Here is an 18,265-nt window from a genome sequence, read left to right on the forward strand (position 1 = left end):
TCGGCTTGCGGCTGAACACCGGGAAGATCTCCGAGACGATGCCGAAGAACGGCAGCGCGATGATGTACACCTCGGGGTGGCCGAAGAACCAGATCAGGGCCTCCACCCCGCTCAGGCAGAACCACACGAACGACGTGATGATGTACAGGTAGCCGATGGTCTTGTGGTCCGTGGTGGTGAGCCACTCCACCACGATCCGTCCCCTGGACCGGGTGGCGGAGGTGGCTGCGGGCGTCGCCGCAAGGGTCGAATCTGCGTATTCAGCGGTCACGGTGCGTTCCGGGCGGGGTCGGGTGGCGGGGGCCGACGCGGGGACGGCGCAGGTCATGCCGCGATCCGGTGCCTGCCGTGCGGGCGGGGGCGTGGGCGGGGCAGTCGGGCAGGACGTCCGGCACGACCAGCGAGCACGTCGAGGGCTCGCCGGTCGGCCCGGGGGCAGGGGGTGCGGCCGGTCCGAGGATCCCGGAGAGGTTCAGAGCGTCCAGCCCTTCGCGTTCGACGTGCTGCGCCCTGCCCGCGTCGATCACGATCGTCGGCACCCGCAAGATGCGGCGACTGCGTTCGACGACGACCACGAGGGCCGGGCAGTTCTCCTCCGTGAGGCAGCCGCGGATCTCCATGCGCGCCCACCGCAGATCGAGGTCGAGGCGGACTGTCACACGCAACTTGTGGTTCGCGGTCATGGTCGGGGGTCTCCCAGCACGAAGATCGTCGGTGCCCGCCTGCTCAAGCACTTCCAAGGCTAGGAGGAGTCCAGCGCCGCTGGAGGCCGCAATGCTGCTTGACAAGCGCAACCACTCCGGTCCGGGAGATGGCGCCGACCCGCGGGCCGGGCCGCTATGGGGGCGGGATCTGCTCGAACGCCGCCCGGGCCGGCCCGACGAGGACAGCGGCAGGGTGGGGACCTGCTGCGAGGAGTGCCCGCGTCCAGGCGTCCGGCCAGGGGCCCTTGCGTGCGGCGACGACGACGTTGCCGGCCCGTGAGCCGTCCACCATCCCCGCCTCGGTGAGAGCGGCGGCCGCGGGGGCCAGGACTGCGAGCTGCCGGCACTGCGCGCGCGCGAAGGCGAGCGGAGGATCGTCGCCGACGTTCACCAGCACCACTCCGTTGCGGGCGCAGACCCGCAGGAGGTGCGCGGCGAAGTCCGGCGAGGTCAGGTGGGCGGGAGCGTCGGCCCCGGCGAAGATGTCGAGCACGACGACGTCGAACGCGCCGTCCGGCTGCTCGAGGACGGCGTCCGCGGCGTCCCCGATGACGATGTCGCACACGGTACCGTCCGGCAGCGGCATGGCAACGAGCACGAAGTCCATCAGCGCAACGTCCAGGTCGACCGCGATCTGCGCGGACCCGGGGCGCGTGGCCTGGACGTAGCGCACGAGGGTGAGCGCGCCGGCGCCGAGGTGCAGGACCCGCAGGGGTTCGCCCGGCACACCGACGAGATCGACTACGTTGCCGATGCGCTGCAGGTACTCGTAGAAGACCCGCTCGGGGTGGAGCAGGTCCACGTGGGACTGCTGGGCGCCCCCGACGCTGAGGATCAGGGCACCCTCGATGTAGGCGTCCTCGTCGATCTCCGCATAGGCGCCCGAGTCCGGCAGCCACCGCGTCGGGACCTCGAACTCGTCGGCCCCGTCGGGCCCACCGTCGGACCCACCGGCGGGCCGCGGGTCAGGCGTCCCGGTCACACGTGCTCCCGCAGCGTGCCGAGGCGCCGTGCGCCCTCCTCGATGACGTCGAACCTCTTGCAGAACGCGAAGCGCAGCATCGAGCGGGTGCGCTCGGCGCCGTTCTCGTGGCAGAACATCGCCACGGGGATCGCAGCGACGCCGATGAGCTCAGGCAGGCGCCGCGCGAGGTCGGTCGCGTCGTCGATGCCGAGGGGAGCCGCGTCGACCATGGTGAAGAACGTGCCTTCGGGTTCGAAGACCTCGAAGCCGGCCGCGCGGAGGCCCTCTCCCAGGAGGTCCCGCTTCTTCCGGAGGGTCGCGGCGGCGGAGGAGAAGAACGCGTCCGGCAGTCCGAGGCCCAGGGCGACGGCGGCCTGGAATGGCGTCCCGGAGGTGTAGGTCAGGAAGGTCTTGACGGTGCGCACCTGAGCCACCAGGTCCGCGGGCCCGCTGAGCCAGCCGACCTTCCACCCCGTCACGGAGAAGGTCTTGCCGGCGGAGGAGATCGTGAGGGTCCGCTCCGCGGCTCCCGGCAGGGTGGCGACGGGGAGGTGCGGCACGCCGAAGGTGAGGTGCTCGTACACCTCGTCCGTGACGATGATCGCCCCGTGGCGCTCCGCCAGCCTGACGATGAGCTCGAGGGAGGAGCGGCTGAACACGCTGCCTGTGGGGTTGTGCGGATTGTTGACGACGACGATCCTCGTGCGCTCGCTGAAGGCCGCCTCCAGGGCCGCGACATCCGGCTGGAAGTCGGGTGCGCGGAGCGGCGCCGTGGTGTGGGTGGCGCCCGACAGGCCGATCACCGCGCCGTAGGAGTCGTAGAAGGGTTCGAACGTCAGCACCTCGTCGCCGGGCCCGGCGAACGCGAGGATCGCGGCGGCGATGGCCTCGGTGGCCCCCGTGCTCACGATCACCTCGGTCTGCGGATCGACCGTCAGCCCGTAAAAGCGCTCCTGGTGGGCCGCGATCGCGTGCCGCAGGACGGCCAGCCCCTGCCCGGGCGCGTACTGGTTGGCGCCGTCCGCGATGGCGGACCGCGCGGCGTCCAGGATCTCGCGCGGCCCGTCCTCGTCCGGGAACCCCTGGCCGAGGTTGATCGCCGCGTGCTTGCGGGCGAGGGCCGTCACCTCCTCGAAGATGGTGATGCCGAGCCGGCCGTCGCTGCCGAGCAGGTTCGCGCCGAGTGCCGCCCGCGTCCATGGCGGGGTGCTGTTCGGGGCTGCGAGCCGCGCGTGTGTCGTCATACCACCAGTATTGCCGCTTCCGAGTGGGTACCGTGGGGGCATGAGCCGCGCCGTCTGCCCCGGGTCCTTCGACCCCATCCACAACGGGCACATCGATGTCATCAGCCGAGCCGCCCGCCTCTTCGACGAGGTGATCGTCGCGGTCTCGACGAACTACGCCAAGAAGTACAGGTTCGGGATCGAGGAGCGCATGGCGTTCTGCACCGAGAGCCTCGCGCACCTGCCCGGGGTGACAGTGCGGCCCATGGGGGAGGGTCTCGTCGCCGAGTTCTGCCGGGAGCACGGTGCCGTGACGCTCGTGAAGGGGCTGCGGTCGAGCCTCGACTTCGACTACGAACGTCCCATGGCCACCATGAACCGGCACCTCGCCGACATCGAGACGGTCTTCCTGCCCACGGGCACGGACTTCGCGCACGTGTCCTCGACGCTGCTGAAGGAGGTCGCGACGCTCGGCGGGGATATCGGCGCGTTCGTCCCGGACGCCGTCCTCGCCCGCCTGCGGCCGGAGGCCTGAGCCTCGGCAGAACTGCTTCACACGGGCTGCGCGCACGCCGGTCGTGCGACGGAGGCGGCCAAGGCCGCACTCTCCTCGACGAAGCGGGCAGCCCACCCCGCTCCGTCGAGGTCCGGCCGCGACGCCGCCATCGTCACAGTCGCCTTCGAGCACTGCGAGACGTTCGTGAATGCGCGGGTCACGTGATAGGTGGACGTCACCACGATGATGTCGTCCCAGCCCCGCTCGCGCGCGAGATCGGCGATCCCGCGGGCTTCGCCCCGTGTCGTGAGCGGATCAGGACGGAAACAGACCGTCCGCGGGTCCTGCTCGGCGCACAGGTCGTCACCCGCTGCGTTGCCCGGCAGTCCGGTCGAGGAAATGACGAGGGTGTCCGCCTGTCCGCGTGCGACGAGTTCCTGACCGAGCGCCAGGCGCTCGGTCGCCGCTCCAGCGAGAACCACGACCGCGTCGGCTTCACCGGCGGGAGGCAAGGGGCTCAGTGGGGGAGCGTAGATCAACCGGTAGGCAAGAAGCAGCCAGAGGACCAGAATCACCGCCACCGCTCCCACTACCGGACGCAGGACCCGGACGAACGGTCTGCGCGTCAAGGACGAGGAAGCGGGCGCGGAGTCAGGTGTCACCGTCCGAGCCTAGACGAGGTGGCGTTTTGGGCCAGCCCGGATCGTCAGGGTAGGATAATACGTCGGTCATATGTTCTACAGGAGTCACCATCAAAAGCGATCTCAGTTCGCCCCTGACGTTCAGCGTCAAGGATCTCGGACGCAGTCCGGGCAGCATGCGGACAGTCGAAGAACATGTGCCGGCACCGAAGGATTTCGGTGTCGCCCTGATCGGCGTGCAGGAGGGTTCCGACATGGAACTCGATCTGCGGTTCGAATCGGTGCACGAGGGAATCCTGGTGTCGGGAAGGGCGAACGTCGAGGTAACCGGCGAGTGCGGCCGTTGCCTGGAGCCACTGCGGTACGAGCAGGACGTGGATGTCCAGGAACTCTTCTTCTACAGCGACTCCGAGTCGCTGTCGGTGGAGGAGGACGAGGAACAGCACAGGGTGGATAACGATTCGGTCGATCTGGAACCCGTGCTGAGGGATGCAGTGGTCACGTCGCTGCCATTCCAGCCGGTGTGCCGGGAGGATTGCAAGGGTCTGTGCTCCGAATGCGGAGCCCGGCTCAATGACGATCCGGACCACCACCATGAAGTATTGGACCCTCGCTGGTCGGCCCTCGCCGGGCTGACCGGCACCGCCGCAGAGAACGACGCGGCACCAAAGTCAGAGTCAGACGAGAGAGAAGAGAGTTAGCCGTGGCTGTCCCGAAGCGGAAGATGTCCCGCGCGAATACCCGTGCACGCCGGTCCCAGTGGAAGGCAACCGCCCCCAAGCTGGTCAAGACCCTCGAGAACGGTCGCGTCACCTACAGCCTCGCCCACCAGGCCAAGGTTGTCACCGACTCGGCCGGTACGCCGCTGTTCCTGGAGTACAAGGGACGCAAGGTCGCCGACGTCTGACATGGGACCCGTCCCGCCGCGTCCACGCACCGGCGGGTCACCCGTCCGATGCGCCGGTTGATGCGGTTGTGAAGAATACAGAAGAGCTCACGAAGCGTCTCGGTGTCGATATCGACACCGAGACGCTTCGTCTTGCCCTGACCCACCGGTCCTACGCCTACGAGAAGGGCGGGATCCCCACCAACGAGCGCCTCGAGTTCCTCGGCGACTCGGTCCTCGGGCTCTCGGTCACCGATGCCCTGTACCGGGACAACCCGGGCCTGTCCGAGGGTGAGCTCGCCAAGCGGCGGTCCGCCGTCGTGAGTACCAAGGCCCTCGCGGGCGTCGCGCGCACCCTCGACCTCGGCAGCTACGTGCTGCTCGGGCAGGGCGAGAAGCTGACGAACGGGCGGGACAAGGCGTCGATCCTCGCGGACACCATGGAGGCCGTGATCGGCGCCGCGTACCTCAGCCACGGGATCGAGACCGCCCGCGCCATGGTCATGCGCCTCATCGGGCCCCTGCTGCGGGACTCCGCGGTCCTCGGCGAGGGCACCGACTGGAAGACCCGCATCCAGGAGACCGCGGCCGGGCGGCGACTCGGCCTCATCGACTACCAGGTCGAGGGCACGGGCCCCGACCACGCCCGCACCTTCACGGCGCACCTGCTGATCGGCGGGGTCGGATACGGTTCCGGGCACGGACCGTCGAAGAAGGAAGCTGAGCAGGCGGCGGCAGCGGCGTCGTGGAAGCTGCTCACCGAAGGGGCCGGTTCCGTGCACGGGGCCGGGGAACCCTCCGACGCGCGCGACGGTTCCTGAGTGCCTGAACTGCCTGAAGTCGAGGTGGTCCGCCGTGGCCTCGCCCGCTGGGTGACCGGACGCACCATCGAGGACGTGGACGTGGTCGACGCCCGGTCGCTCCGGCGGCACGTCGACGGCGTCGAGGACTTCGTCGGCAACGTCACCGGGGCGCGCGTCACCGACGTGGTGCGCCGCGGGAAGTTCCTCTGGCTCGTTCTGGAAGATGCAGCCGGCGCGGACACCCCGCCGCACGTCGCACTGATGGCGCACCTCGGCATGAGCGGGCAGCTCCTCATCGAGGAACCCGCCGCGCCGCGCGAGAAGCATCTCAAGGTACGCCTGACCCTCTCCGCCGCGCTCGACGAGGAGGGCGTGCCGCTGCCCGCCGAGCTGCGTTTCGTGGACCAGCGCATCTTCGGCGGCATGTTCGTCGCCGACCTGCAGCCCACCGGGGACGGTCACCCGGGAGGGCTGGGGGAGGGCAGCCTGCCCCTCGTGCCGCACCAGGCCGCCCACATCGCACGCGACCTCCTCGACCCCGCTTTCGACCCCGAGGCCTTCCACCGGCGCCTTCGCGCCCGCAGGACCGGACTCAAGCGCGCGCTGCTCGATCAGGGGCTCGTCTCCGGCATCGGCAACATCTACGCCGACGAGGCCCTGTGGGCGGCCCGTTTCCACTACGCCCGGCCCACCGACACCCTGCGGCGCCCGGACACCCGGCGGATCATCGAGGCGGCCACCGGTGTGATGACCCGCGCCCTGGCGGCCGGGGGCACGAGCTTCGACGCCCTCTACGTGAATGTCAACGGTGCCTCGGGCTACTTCGCGCGGGATCTCGAGGCCTACGGGCGCGGCGGCCAGCCGTGCCGCCGTTGCGCGGACGAGGGCCGGCACACGCTGATCCGCCGGGAGTCCTTCATGAACCGGTCCTCCTACCTCTGCCCGCACTGCCAGCCGAGACCACGCAACGCGAGGACGTAGCCTCCCCGGGCCAGTGACGTGATCTTTCCCTCGTGATCCAAACGTGACAATCCGGGACCTCTCGCGTACCGTTGAAGCCGTGCCCGCGCCACCACGGCGGGGCACTCATCCTCTTTCAGCCGAACCCTGTCGATGAGGATGAACCGTTCGCACAAACCATTCGACAGGGGCGGGGGAACCAGTAGCGGACTCTTCAACGAGTCCTAGGGGTAAAGACACGCGTTGACCAGCCTGGGGGCGTTGGTCGGCAGGTGCGTGTCCGGATGTCCCATCCGAACCCGACAGCTAACTTCGCAGGCTTTGGGAAAGGCAACAGCATGTCCAAGAGCCATATCGCGCGCCACCGGGCCGTCCCCACGCGCACCAACCCCCTCGTCACGGCCTCACGCGCCGTCACTGCGACCGCGTCCGTCGCCGGCAAGCCCGCCGCGGTCGTCGTCACCGCGTCCGGCCTCCTGTTCGGCGCGGCACTTCCCGCCAGCGCAGCCGGTGAGATCAGCACCGACACCCAGCAGTCCACCGCGAGCACCACCGCGGCCGGCACCTACACCGTGCAGGCCGGCGACACGCTCGGCAGCATCGCCTCCTCGCACGGCGTCAGCCTCGATGCGCTGTTCGCGGCCAACGGCCTCGGCTACGCCTCGGTCATCTACCCCGGGCAGTCCATCTCGCTGGGCGGTTCCGCCGCCCCGCAGCAGTACTCCGCTCAGTCGGTGCCCGCACAGTCCGTGGCCGCACAGGCAGCGCCCGCGCAGGCAGTGCTCGCGAGCACCACGGCGACCCCGGGCAACTCCATTGGACTCAGCACGCAGTCCGCCGCCTCCATCGCGCCGAGGGCGGCCTCGCTCCCCGGGATCGTCGGCACGGCGATGCAGGGTGTCGGCTCGGGCTACGTCTTCGGCGGCACCGCCTACGGCGCCTGGGACTGCTCAGGCTTCGTCCAGTGGGCCTACGCACAGCAGGGCATCAACCTGCCCCGCACCACGTGGGCGCAGTTCGCCGCCATGACGCCCACCAGCACCCCCCAGCCGGGTGACCTGGTGAGCCAGAACGGTGGCAGCCACGTCGGGATCTACCTCGGCGACGGCCAGATGGTCAGCGCGCTGAACCCGTCGCAGGGCACCCAGGTGCACTCGGTCAACGTCATGTCGGTGGACGGTTACTACACCCGCTAGAGCGGACAGACGGCGCAGACCGGCGGCAGACGCCGGTCGCGACACGCAAAGGGCGGGGTGCTTGCACCCCGCCCTTTGCCGTACCCGGCTTCGGGTGTACATTCCGGCGGGTCACGCCTACCCGGAGGAGCACCGATGTTTCGAGGATTCGCCACCGTCACCTTCTACGCCGACGATCTCGCCGCCGCCCGCGACTGGTACACGGAACTGCTGGGGACAGCGCCGTACTACGCCTTCCCGCCGCCCCCCGAGCCTCCCGCCTACCTCGAGTTCCGGGTGGGTGACGACGAGGACGAGCTCGGGTTCATCGACCGGAGGTACGGGCCCTCCGGGGCGTCCCTCGGGCCGGGTGGCGCCGTCATGTTCTGGCACGTCGACGACCTGACCGGCACGCTGGACAGGCTGCTCCGGCTAGGCGCCACCGAATACGAGGCGGTGACGGAACGCGGGACCGGCGGGTTCACGACGGCGTCCGTGGTGGACCCCTTCGGCAACGTGCTCGGCATCATGCACAATCCGCACTACCTCGAGGTCCTGGCTGCACGGAGGGCCTGAGCGTGACGCGCCGGAGCCCCTAGCGCGAGTAGTGCCGGGCCAGCCGCTCGAAACCCTCGTCGATGCTGACGTCCGGCTCCCAGCCGAGGACCTCGCGCGTGCGCCGCTGGTCGAACCAGTGCGCGGTCGAGAGCTGTTCGGCCAGGAAGCGGGTCATGGGGGGCTCCTCGGTGCGGCCCGCGGCGCGCCAGGCGCGCTCGATCACCGCTCCCGCGCCTCGGGCGAGCGCTCCGGGTACCGACCATGCCGGTGGCGCCTCCCCGCCCGCGCGGCAGATGCCGGCCACGAGCTCCGCGATGGGGCGCGGCTCGCCGTTCGTGACCACGAAGGCCCGACCCTGGGCGGCGTCCATGCGTCGCAGGCAGGCGACGATCCCCGAGGCCGCGTTGTCCACGTAGGTCGTGTCGATGAGGGCGGTGCCGCCGTCGAGCAGGGGCAGGCGGCGGCGGCGCGCCCGGTCGATGACGCGTTCGACGAGCTGCGTGTCGCCCGGACCCCACACGATGTGCGGGCGCACCGCGGCGACGCGGAAGCCCGGCCCGGAGCGGTCGAGTGCCAGCAGCTCCGCGGCTGCCTTCGTCCTCGCGTAGTCGCCGCGCGCAGAGGCAGGATCGGCGGGGCCGGCAGGAGCGCCGACGAGGGACGACCCGTCGTGGGCGACCGAGGGGGAGGAGACCTGCACGACGTCGGTCGCGCCGGCGTCCTGCGCCGCGTCGAGCAGGCGCCTCGTGCCCTCGACGTTGACGCGGTCGAACTCCTCTGCGGTGCCCGTGAAGGAGACCTTCGCCGCCAGGTGGATCACCGCCGTGCACCCGCGCACCGCGGCTGTGACGGCATCCGCGTCCTCGATGGACCCGAGGGAGTCCTGTGCGCCCGGGACGCCGGAGGGGCGGCGCTGGAAGCACCGCACGTCGAGCCCGTCGGCGAGCAGGTGCTGCGCGACGGCGCGCCCGAGCATGCCGCTCGCGCCGGTCACGAGGACCGTCACAGGGAGCCCGCCCGCCCGCCGGACAGGAAGCGGCCGCTCCACGCGGCGATCCGGGTGCGGTCGATCTTCGCGTTGTGGCGGACGTCGACGGGCAGTGCGGGGACCGCGATCACGGCCGCGAGGTCGACGCCGAGCCCACGCGCCGCCGTGCGGGCGGCGGCGGCCAGCGGGGCGTCCGCGAGGCGCGGACGCCGTCCCGCCGTGTCGGTCTCGAGGACCGCGACGACGGCCTGCGTGCCGGCGGGGCCGACGCCGACGACGGCGGCCAGGCGGACACCGTCCAGTGTCTCCAGCGCCTGCTCGAGCCCGACGGGCGTCAGGACGCCGGCGGCGGAGGTGATGACGTGGCCCAGCCGACCCTCGACCCACAGGCGCCCCCCGGCGTCGAAGTGGCCCACGTCGCCCGTGCGGTGCCACGGTCCGGTCCGTGCCGCGTCCTGCTGCGTCCGCCACAGCCGGAAGTACCGGTCCCGGACGTGCGGGGCGTCGACGAGGATCTCACCCGTGACACCGGGCGTCGCGGCGGGTGCGCCGGTCGCCGCGCCGGCGCCGTCGAGCGGGCTGACGGCCACGCGGGCCCCGTGGACGGGCAAGCCCACGCAGACGCCGTTCCCTGCGCCCTCCGCAGAAGACGCCGCGGCGGCCCGGATGCCGTCCAGGTCGATGTCCGCGACGAGGAGGGACTCCGTCATCCCGTAGGGCGTGTGGAGGGCGGCTGCGGGCACGAGGGACTGGACGGCGTCGAGCAGCGGGACGGGGATCGGCGCACCGGCCGACAGCAGGAGGGAGATCCGGCCGAGGGCGCGTCGGCCGTCGGCGTCGAGGTCCGACGACGTCGCCAGGACGTTCCGCAGGGCCGCAGGCGAGGCGAACACGACGGTAGCGTCGACGGCGCCGGCGGCGGCGGCCAGCGCCCGGGCCGTCAGCGTCCGCGGGGCGGTCACGTCCATGGCCGGGGTCACGGACGTCGCACCGAGTGCGGGCCCGAGGAGGGCGAAGGGCGCGAACCCGGCCACGAGCGCCGTTCCCGGTCCCAGGCCGAGGGTGCGCTCGACGGCGTCACGCATCGCGGAGAGCTGCCGGTGCGTGTAGACCACGCCCTTGGCGGGACCGGTGGAACCCGAGGTGAACAGGATCGCTGCGTCGGCGTCGGCATCGGGCGCCGGGACGTCCGGGACGGGATGGGCGGCGCGGAGGTCGCCGAGGGAGGCCTCCACGTGCAGCGCCCTCCGCTTCGCCGCCGGGAGGGGTCCCACGCCGATGCGGCGGCCGGGCCACCCGAAGGCGCGGGCGGCGAGGAGTGCCCGCTCGATGCCGATCACGACGTCGGGCGCTGCGCCCTTGACCGCCCTGCTGAGGCCGCGGGCACCGAGACCGGCGTCCGCGACGACGATGACCGCGCCGATCCGCAGGCATGCGTAGATCAGGACGGTGAGGTCCACGCCGGGCGGTACCAGGAGACTGACCCGGGTGCCGGGGCCGTACCCGAGCGCGGTGAGTCCCGCGGCGACGGCGGCGACGTCGTCGTCGAGCTGGCGCCAGGACAGCATGCGCGGGGCACCCGTGGCCGTCATCTCGGCGACCGCCGTCGTCGAGCCCTCGGTGCTGCCCGCCAGGTCGGCGAGGCGCCGGCCGAGCGGAACGTAGGGGACGGCGTCGCGGGAGCGGGCGGGATCCGCGGCGGTGGCTGCGGCGGTGGCTGCGGTGGCGCTGGCCGGGGCGGCTGGTCCGGTGGCTGCTCCTGCGGCTGTCCCGACGGTGCCGGCGCCGACGGAGCGGGCCGCGAGCCACTCCACGGCGGTCGACGCCGTGTCGGCGTCCTCCTGCACGAGGTGGCCCGCGTGTTCGAAGCGGTGGACGTCCGCGTGGGGCAGCCGCCCGGCGAGGTCCTCGAGGTAGGTGTCCGAGAAGATCGGGTCGTGCGGGCCCCACATCATCAGGACGGGGACGTCGAGGCTGCGGATGCCCTCCGCCGTCGCGGTGAGCGCCGGGTAGCTCGGGTGCGAGGAATCGGCGGGGATGTCCGAGACGAAGTTCGCGATGCCCTGGCGGTCCGTCGCGGACCGGTAGGGGGCGCGGAAGGCGCGGCGGACCTCGCGGTCGAGCGCGGGCCGCGCGAGGCCGAGCGTGACGTCGAGGAAGGCGGTGCTCGTCCGCGTACCGAGCCGGTGGACGCCGGGTGCCAGGGCGAGGCGCAGGGGCGCGGGGATCGGGCGGTCCCCGTCCTGGTGGACCGCCGTGTTGGTGAGGACGACACCGGCCAGGGAGTCCCGGTTGCGGTCGGCGTAGCCGAGGCTGACGACGCCGCCCCAGTCGTGGCCGACCGTGACCACAGGCCCGGTGAGGCCGATGGCGGCGACGAAGTCCTCGAGATCCGTGATGCGGTGGGCGAGTCTGCGGAACACGCCGGTCCGGTCCGAGTAGCCCATGTCGAGCTGGTCGACGGCGATCACGCGCCAGCCGGCGTCGCGTCCTGCTGCGAGGTAGCTACGCCACAGGTAGGACCAGGTGGGGTTGCCGTGCACACACAGCAGCGTGCCCTGCACGGGCCCTGCGAGCTCCGCGCCGTTGTCGAGGTAGTGCCACCGGTGCGTCGTACCCGGGGCGTCCGCGCCGCTGGTCGAGGGCACGTCGATGCGCGCCGACCACGAGGGATCGACGCCGGGGAGTGCTACCATGCAAGCTCCATCATCGAGGTGTTCAGGCCCGAGCCGACGCCGAGGCACAGCACGCGGTCTCCGGGGGCCAGCGACTGCGACTCCTGCGCGAGGGTCATCGGCAGCGACGCCGGCCCCACGTTGCCCCAGTGCGGGAAGGTGATGGGCACGCGCTCGCGCTCGAGGTCCACGGCCTTGATGATGGCGTTGGTGTACGAGTTGGAGACCTGGTGGGTGACATATCGGTCCATAGAATCCCACGCCCAGCCGTCCGCCTGCGCCTCGTGCCATGCGGTGACCACGAGCTCCAGGCCGCCGTCGAGCAGGCCCTTGGTGTCGGTGTACATGCCGTCGATCCCGCCCACGCACAGCTCGTGATGCTGTGTCCCGGCGCGGGACACGCCGCCCAGGATGCGGTGCGAGCCCGGATGCAGGTCGGCCGGGCCGATGACGGCGGCCGCGGCGCCGGACCCGAGGGTGAGGGTCGCGAACTCGGCCAGGAAGTCGGCGCGCGTCGAATCCTCGCGGTTGAGGCGGCGGAACGTCGCCTCCTGCGTCCGCTGGGCGTCCTCGCCCGCCACGATCAGGGCGTATTTGATCTGCCCCGAATCGATCATGTTCGCCGCGAGGGTCATGCCGTTGACGAAGCCGAGGCACGCGTTCGCGAGGTCGAAGTTCATGGCCGAGGACGGTAGCCCCAGCGAGTGGTGGATCTTCACGGCCACGGACGGTTCGAGGTTCCGCCGGGTCACCGAGGTGTTGATGAGCAGGCCCACGTCGCCCGGTTCGATGCCGGCCTCCGCCATCGCCTTCGCGCCGGCCTCGATGGCGGCGTCGTCGAAGTCGGACCCCGGTGACCACCAGCGCCGCTCCGTGACGCCCGCCACGCGTTCGAGGAGCCGCTTGGAGAGGCGGAGCCTCTTGAGGCTGGGGGCGAGCCGCTCGTCGAACTCTGCGGAACTGACGACTACCGGCGCCTCCACACTCGTGACGGCGAGCAAGGCCGTGTTGTCATGTCGGAACGTCGCGTTACCGGTCAAATTTCCTGCCTCGTCTTGTCAGCGCCGGTGCGTGGCCGTGAAGGACCCACGGATGGATCGGCCTGGACGCTCTGAATACTGCTGAAACTTTTGTAAGCCTACTTCGCAATGCGGTGGCGGGTCACGTGGAATTCGGCCGGGCGTGCGGCCGAGTCTCCCGATACGCCGCCTCCCACCGGCTCCGTGCGGTCCCCGCTCCGTGCCCGGTTCCCGGCATCGTCGGTGGATTCCAGTAGATTGGGGAGGTCCTACACCACCTGGAGATCCTGACACCGTGCATCTGAAGAGTCTAACCGTGCGAGGGTTCAAGTCTTTCGCCTCGGCGACCACCTTCGACTTCGAACCCGGCGTCACCGCCGTCGTGGGGCCCAACGGCTCCGGCAAGTCGAACGTGGTGGACGCGCTCGCCTGGGTGATGGGGGAGCAGGGCGCCAAGACGCTGCGCGGCGGCAAGATGGAGGACGTCATCTTCGCGGGCACGTCCGGCGCGGCCGGCCGGGCCCCGCTGGGCAGGGCGCAGGTGTCGCTCACCATCGACAACAGCGACGGCGCCCTCCCCATCGAGTACACCGAGGTCACCATCAGCCGCACGCTCTTCAGGGCGGGCGGCTCGGAGTACGCGATCAACGGCAGGAGCTGCCGGCTGCTCGACATCCAGGAACTGCTCTCCGACTCCGGGCTGGGCCGGGAGATGCACGTGATCGTCGGCCAGGGTCAGCTCGACAAGGTGCTGCACGCCACACCCGAGGACCGGCGCGGCTTCATCGAGGAGGCCGCCGGGATCCTGAAGCACCGCCGCCGCCGCGAGAAGACCGTCCGGAAGCTCGATGCCATGCAGGCGAACCTCGCGCGGTTGTCCGATCTCACAGCGGAGCTGCGGCGGCAGCTGACACCCCTCGGGAAGCAGGCCGAGGTGGCCCGCAGGGCCCAGCAGGTGCAGTTCGCCGTCCGGGACGCGCGATCGCGCCTGCTCGCCGACGACCTCGTCACGCTGCGAGCGGGTCTTGCACGCGACACCGCGGCCGAGGCGGCGCTGCAGGCGCGCCGCGAGGAGGTCGAGGCGGAGCTCGGCGCCGCCCAGGAACGCCAGGCGCACCTCGAGCAGGCCGCCGCCGCGTCCGTCCCGGCGCTCAACCGAGCCCGGGAGACGTGGTACGCGCTCTCGAGCGTCCGGGAGAAGCTCGCGGCACTCGCCGCCCGCGCCGAGGACCGGGGCTCCCTCCTCGGGCAGGGCGGCACCGAACCGGACCAGGGCCGCGACCCCGACCACCTGGACCGGCAGGCCGAGCGCCTCCGCACCGAGGTGGGGGTCCTGCAGGAGGAGGTCGCATCGCTCACGCGCGCCCTCGAGCACACCCTCGCTGCGCGCCGGGCGGCCGAGGAGGCCTCCTCCGCCGAGGACGCGCGGCTCGCGCGGCTCCTCCGGGCCGCGGCGGACCGGCGCGAGGGCGACGCGCGGCTCGCGGGAACCGTGGGCGCGGCGCGCTCACGCGTCGAGTCCGCCGTCGCCGAACTCGGCCGCCTCCGGGCATCCATCACCGCCGCCGAGGAACGGCGCCGGACCGCCGAACGCGATTTCGCGGCCCTCGAGACCCAGGTGGCCGGCGCCGAGCAGGGGGAGGAGGGCCTCGACGCGGAGTACGAGGAAGCCGCCGCCGTCCTGGCGGCCGCCACCGAGGAGCGGGAGGCCCTCGTCGAGGAGGAGCGTGCGGCCGACCGCGCGCGCGGCGCCCTCGCGGCCCGGCTCGAGGCGCAGCGCGAGGGCCTGCAGCAGCGCGACGGCTCGGCGGCACTCCTCGCCGCAGCACTCGACGGCGTGGGCTCGCCGCTCGCGCAGCTCCTCCACGTGGTGCCGGGCTTCGAGAAGGCCGTCGCCGCAGCACTCGCCCACGCCGCGGACGCCGTCACCGTCGACAGCGTCCCGGCAGCCGTCCGCGCCCTGGAATTCCTCAAGCACGACGACGCCGGGCAGGTGTCGCTCGTCGTCGCACCCGGCGTGCCGGGGCACGACAGGCCCCCGACTTCCCCGGCATCCCCGGCGCACGACGCGCCGGTGCAGGCCCTGGACGTCGTGACCGTACCGGCCGCTGTCCGGCCCGCTGTCGACGACCTCCTGGCCGGCGTCGTCGTCGTCGAGGACCTCGCCCGGGCCGCCCGCCTGGTGGAGGACGGGACGGCTTCCGTGGCCGTCACGCGTGACGGCGACCTGCTGTCCCGGCACACCGCGCGCGGCGGGACACCAGGGGCCGCCGGTTACCTCGAGGTGCGGGCAGCGGCCGATCGGACGGAGGCGGACCTCGCGGAGGCCGCCGCCGCGACCGAGCGCCTGCGGTTCCGGCTGTCCGCCGTCACCGCACGCCGGCAGTCCGCCCAGCAGGGCGTGGACGCGGCCCTGGAACGCCTCCACGAATCCGACGCCCGGATGGCGGCCGGTGCCGAGAAGCTCGGCCAGCTGAACGCGACCCTCCGCTCGGCGGCCGGCGAGGCGGAACGCCTCGCTTCCCTGGTGTGCGCCGCCGAGGCGAACCTCGTCCAGGAGGAGGCGAAACTGCAGGAGGCCGCCCGGCGCCTGCAGGACCTGCAGGAGCAGCCCGTGGAGGCAGAGCCCTCCACCGAGCAGCGCGACGCCCTGCAGCGCGCCGCCGTCGACGCCCGGCAGGCCGAACTCGACGCCCGCCTGGCACTCCGTGGCCGGGAGGAGCAGCTCTCCGCGCTCGCCAACCGCGCCGCATCGCTCGAACGCGCCGCCCAGTCCGAGCGCCGCGCGCGGGAGCAGGCCGCCGAGAAGGCGAGGATCCGCGCTGCGCAGGCCCGCAAGGCCGCTGCCGTCGCCACGGCCGCGCGCCGCGCCGAGCGCGCCGCCGCCGCCTCCGTCACCGCGGCCGCGGACCACCGCGACGCCGCCGAGCGCCTGCGCGACCAGCAGGACGCCGAACTCCGGCAGGTGCGCAGGGCCACCGCGGACCTCGCCGTCGACCTCGCGCGGCTGACCGATTCCGTGCACCGAGACGAGATCGCCCGCACGCAGCAGAGGCTCAGGATCGAGGCTCTCGAGGACCGGGCCATCGAGGAGCTGGGACTGACCCCGGACCACCTCATCGACGAGTTCGGTCCGCACCTGCCCGTACCTGCCGACGCGCTGCCGGAGGACAAGTGGGCCGCCCTGCGGGCACCGGTCGACGACGACGGCAACCCCGTGCCGGTGGGCGTGCCGTTCGTGCGCGAGCAGCAGGAGAAGAGGCTCAGGCGCGCCGAACGCGACCTGGCGGCCCTCGGGAAGGTGAACCCGCTGGCGCTCGAGGAGTTCGCCGCGCTCGAGGAACGGCACCAGTTCCTCAGCGAGCAGCTGGCCGACCTCAAGGCCACCCGGAAGGACCTCCTGGACATCATCCGGGATGTCGACGAGCGTGTGGAGCAGGTATTCACGGCGGCCTTCCGCGACACCGCCGAGCAGTTCGAGCGCGTCTTCGCGACGCTGTTCCCGGGCGGTGAGGGCCGGCTGGTCCTCACGGACCCCTCGGACATGCTCACCACGGGGATCGAGGTCGAGGCCCGGCCCGCGGGCAAGAAGATCAAGCGGCTGTCCCTCCTCTCGGGCGGGGAGCGCTCCCTGACGGCCGTGGCACTCCTCGTCGCGATCTTCAAGGCCCGGCCCTCCCCGTTCTACGTCATGGACGAGGTGGAGGCGGCCCTCGACGACACCAACCTGGGCCGCCTCCTCACGATCTTCCGGGAGCTGCGGGAATCCAGCCAGCTGATCATCATCACCCACCAGAAGCGCACCATGGCGGTGGCGGACGCGCTCTACGGCGTCACGATGCGCGGCGACGGCGTGTCCACCGTGATCAGCCAGCGCCTGGACGCGGCGGTGTAACCGGCGCTCAGCTGGCCGGACCGCCCGGGGCCGGGCGCGCCGCCGCGGGGAGCGTCTCCCGCGCGGTGAGCCAGACCGCCGCGGCGACGACGGCGAGGCCGCCGGTCACCACGAAGGCGAGGTCGTAGGAGCCGACGAAGAGCCGGTCGATGATGATGCCCGCCACGATGGGGCCGAAGATCGCGCCCAGGTCGGAGCTCATCTGGAAGCCCGCGAGCACCTTCCCGCCGCTGCGGTCGTTGCCGATGACGTCCGCGACGGCGGCCTGCTGCGCCGGGTTCAGCAGGCCCGTCCCCACGCCGCCCAGCACGCACACGGCGAGGAACACGACGACGTTCCCCGAGTACCCGAGCGCCGCCATGGCGGCGCCGTTGACCAGCAGCCCGGTGACCACGAGGGGCTTCCGGCCGACGGTGTCGGCGAGGCGCCCGGAGACGGTCAGGGCGAGCGCCGTGCCCGCGGCGAAGAACGCGAGGGAGATGCCGGCGATCTGCGGCCCGGCGCCCAGCACCGCGGCGGCGAACAGCGGCACGAGGGCCATGCGGATGCCGAACGAGGACCACCCGTTGGCGAAGCTGGACACGAGGGCCGCGCGGTAGGCGGAGTCCCTGACGGCGTCGCGGACGGTCAGGGGGGCGATGTCCCGGGCCGCCTGGCGGTCCGCGAGCGAGGTGCCCTTGAGCTGGAAGAAGACCACGGCCGAGGCGACGAGGAGAGCCCCCGCGTAGACGAGGAACGGCACGCGCAGCCCGAACCCGGCGAGCAGCCCGCCGAGGATGGGACCGCCGATGCTCCCGAGCAGGAAGGCGGTCGCGTAGGCGCCCGAGACACGACCCCGGATGGACGGCGGCGCGAGCCGGACGATCAGGCCCATCGCCGACACGGTGAACATGGTCGACCCGATGCCGCCGAGGCCGCGGAAGACGAGGAGCTGCCAGTAGTCGCCCGCGAAGGCGCAGGCCGCGGTGGACAGGGCGACGATGAGCAGGCCGACGATGTACACGGGACGCTCGCCGAGCCGCTCCACGAGCCACCCGCCCGCCGGCGCGAACACCAGCCGGGTGAAGGCGAACGCGCTGACGATCACCGAGGCCGCCGTGACCCCCACGTCGAAGCTCCGGGCGAACTGAGGGAGGATCGGGGCCACGAGGCCGAACCCGATGGCGATGACGAACGCCGCCGCGATGAGCACCCTGATCTCGCGGGGGATACGCTCGCGGTCCGCCTGCCCGGGTCGTTGCGGGAAAGGGGCGCGCGCGCGAGGGAATCCGGCCATGA

General features: G+C 72.0%; 16 protein-coding genes, 1 pseudogene and 1 riboswitch. Of the genes and pseudogenes, 8 read left to right on the top strand and 9 right to left on the bottom strand.

The window, feature by feature from the left end; translation table 11 throughout:
- From AC4D2O_RS13380 to AC4D2O_RS13395, 4 genes and pseudogenes are all read right to left on the bottom strand, one after another.
- Nucleotides 1–97: pseudogene (locus AC4D2O_RS13380) on the bottom strand (cbb3-type cytochrome c oxidase subunit I); the annotation flags it as partial.
- Nucleotides 98–260: 163 nt separating this feature from the next.
- A complete protein-coding gene (locus AC4D2O_RS13385) occupies nt 261–683 on the bottom strand; it encodes a hypothetical protein (RefSeq protein ID WP_490907854.1) in 423 nt (140 codons plus the stop codon).
- A gap of 154 nt (nt 684–837) precedes the next feature.
- Complete coding sequence (locus AC4D2O_RS13390; RefSeq protein WP_490907855.1) at nt 838–1,686, bottom strand: spermidine synthase; 849 nt, start codon at nt 1,684–1,686, stop codon at nt 838–840.
- Complete coding sequence (locus AC4D2O_RS13395; protein WP_490907856.1) at nt 1,683–2,912, bottom strand: aminotransferase class I/II-fold pyridoxal phosphate-dependent enzyme; 1,230 nt, start codon at nt 2,910–2,912, stop codon at nt 1,683–1,685. Before AC4D2O_RS13395 ends, AC4D2O_RS13390 begins: the two co-directional genes overlap by 4 nt.
- A 40-nt stretch (nt 2,913–2,952) precedes the next feature.
- On the opposite strand from AC4D2O_RS13395, the gene coaD reads away from it, so the two are divergent.
- Nucleotides 2,953–3,426: a pantetheine-phosphate adenylyltransferase gene (gene coaD / locus AC4D2O_RS13400; RefSeq protein ID WP_490907857.1), complete on the top strand. Its 474-nt coding sequence runs from the start codon at nt 2,953–2,955 to the stop codon at nt 3,424–3,426.
- Nucleotides 3,427–3,443: 17 nt separating this feature from the next.
- Here coaD and AC4D2O_RS13405 read toward each other — a convergent pair whose 3' ends face one another.
- Nucleotides 3,444–4,049: a YdcF family protein gene (locus AC4D2O_RS13405; RefSeq protein WP_490907858.1), complete on the bottom strand. Its 606-nt coding sequence runs from the start codon at nt 4,047–4,049 to the stop codon at nt 3,444–3,446.
- A gap of 113 nt (nt 4,050–4,162) precedes the next feature.
- On the opposite strand from AC4D2O_RS13405, the gene AC4D2O_RS13410 reads away from it, so the two are divergent.
- From AC4D2O_RS13410 to AC4D2O_RS13435, 6 genes are all read left to right on the top strand, one after another.
- Nucleotides 4,163–4,729, top strand: a complete 567-nt coding sequence (locus tag AC4D2O_RS13410) for a YceD family protein (protein ID WP_490908145.1) — start codon at nt 4,163–4,165, stop codon at nt 4,727–4,729.
- Nucleotides 4,730–4,731: 2 nt separating this feature from the next.
- Nucleotides 4,732–4,935, top strand: coding sequence for a 50S ribosomal protein L32 (gene rpmF, locus AC4D2O_RS13415; RefSeq protein ID WP_043445822.1), 204 nt, complete (start codon nt 4,732–4,734; stop codon nt 4,933–4,935).
- 68 nt (nt 4,936–5,003) lie between these two features.
- Nucleotides 5,004–5,735: a ribonuclease III gene (gene rnc, locus AC4D2O_RS13420; protein WP_490907859.1), complete on the top strand. Its 732-nt coding sequence runs from the start codon at nt 5,004–5,006 to the stop codon at nt 5,733–5,735.
- Entirely contained in the window at nt 5,736–6,698 is a 963-nt protein-coding gene (gene mutM, locus AC4D2O_RS13425; RefSeq protein WP_490907860.1) for a bifunctional DNA-formamidopyrimidine glycosylase/DNA-(apurinic or apyrimidinic site) lyase, read from the top strand. It begins immediately after the preceding gene.
- Nucleotides 6,699–6,836: 138 nt separating this feature from the next.
- Nucleotides 6,837–7,013, top strand: a riboswitch (cyclic di-AMP (ydaO/yuaA leader).
- Nucleotides 7,014–7,015: 2 nt separating this feature from the next.
- Nucleotides 7,016–7,873: a C40 family peptidase gene (locus AC4D2O_RS13430; protein WP_490907861.1), complete on the top strand. Its 858-nt coding sequence runs from the start codon at nt 7,016–7,018 to the stop codon at nt 7,871–7,873.
- A 135-nt stretch (nt 7,874–8,008) separates the two neighbouring features.
- Nucleotides 8,009–8,428 carry a VOC family protein gene (locus AC4D2O_RS13435; RefSeq protein WP_490907862.1) on the top strand — a complete coding sequence of 140 codons (420 nt, stop codon included), beginning with the start codon at nt 8,009–8,011 and terminating at the stop codon, nt 8,426–8,428.
- A 19-nt stretch (nt 8,429–8,447) separates the two neighbouring features.
- Here the strand turns inward: AC4D2O_RS13435 and AC4D2O_RS13440 are convergent, their stop codons facing one another.
- The 3 genes from AC4D2O_RS13440 to AC4D2O_RS13450 are packed head-to-tail and all read right to left on the bottom strand — an operon-like array spanning nt 8,448 to nt 13,113.
- Nucleotides 8,448–9,416, bottom strand: a complete 969-nt coding sequence (locus AC4D2O_RS13440; RefSeq protein ID WP_490907863.1) for an NAD-dependent epimerase/dehydratase family protein — start codon at nt 9,414–9,416, stop codon at nt 8,448–8,450.
- Nucleotides 9,413–12,094 carry an alpha/beta fold hydrolase gene (locus AC4D2O_RS13445; RefSeq protein WP_490907864.1) on the bottom strand — a complete coding sequence of 894 codons (2,682 nt, stop codon included), beginning with the start codon at nt 12,092–12,094 and terminating at the stop codon, nt 9,413–9,415. The genes AC4D2O_RS13440 and AC4D2O_RS13445 overlap by 4 nt, the downstream gene beginning before the upstream one ends.
- Nucleotides 12,088–13,113, bottom strand: coding sequence for a 3-oxoacyl-ACP synthase III (locus tag AC4D2O_RS13450; protein WP_334210248.1), 1,026 nt, complete (start codon nt 13,111–13,113; stop codon nt 12,088–12,090). The genes AC4D2O_RS13445 and AC4D2O_RS13450 overlap by 7 nt, the downstream gene beginning before the upstream one ends.
- Nucleotides 13,114–13,387: 274 nt before the next feature.
- Between AC4D2O_RS13450 and smc the strand changes: the two genes are divergently transcribed.
- Nucleotides 13,388–16,987, top strand: a complete 3,600-nt coding sequence (gene smc / locus AC4D2O_RS13455) for a chromosome segregation protein SMC (protein ID WP_490907865.1) — start codon at nt 13,388–13,390, stop codon at nt 16,985–16,987.
- Between the two features lie 7 nt (nt 16,988–16,994).
- Here the strand turns inward: smc and AC4D2O_RS13460 are convergent, their stop codons facing one another.
- A complete protein-coding gene (locus AC4D2O_RS13460; RefSeq protein ID WP_490907866.1) occupies nt 16,995–18,263 on the bottom strand; it encodes an MFS transporter in 1,269 nt (422 codons plus the stop codon).
- Nucleotides 18,264–18,265: the final 2 nt, after the last annotated feature.

Source organism: Arthrobacter sp. TJ-238, from assembly GCF_058269215.1.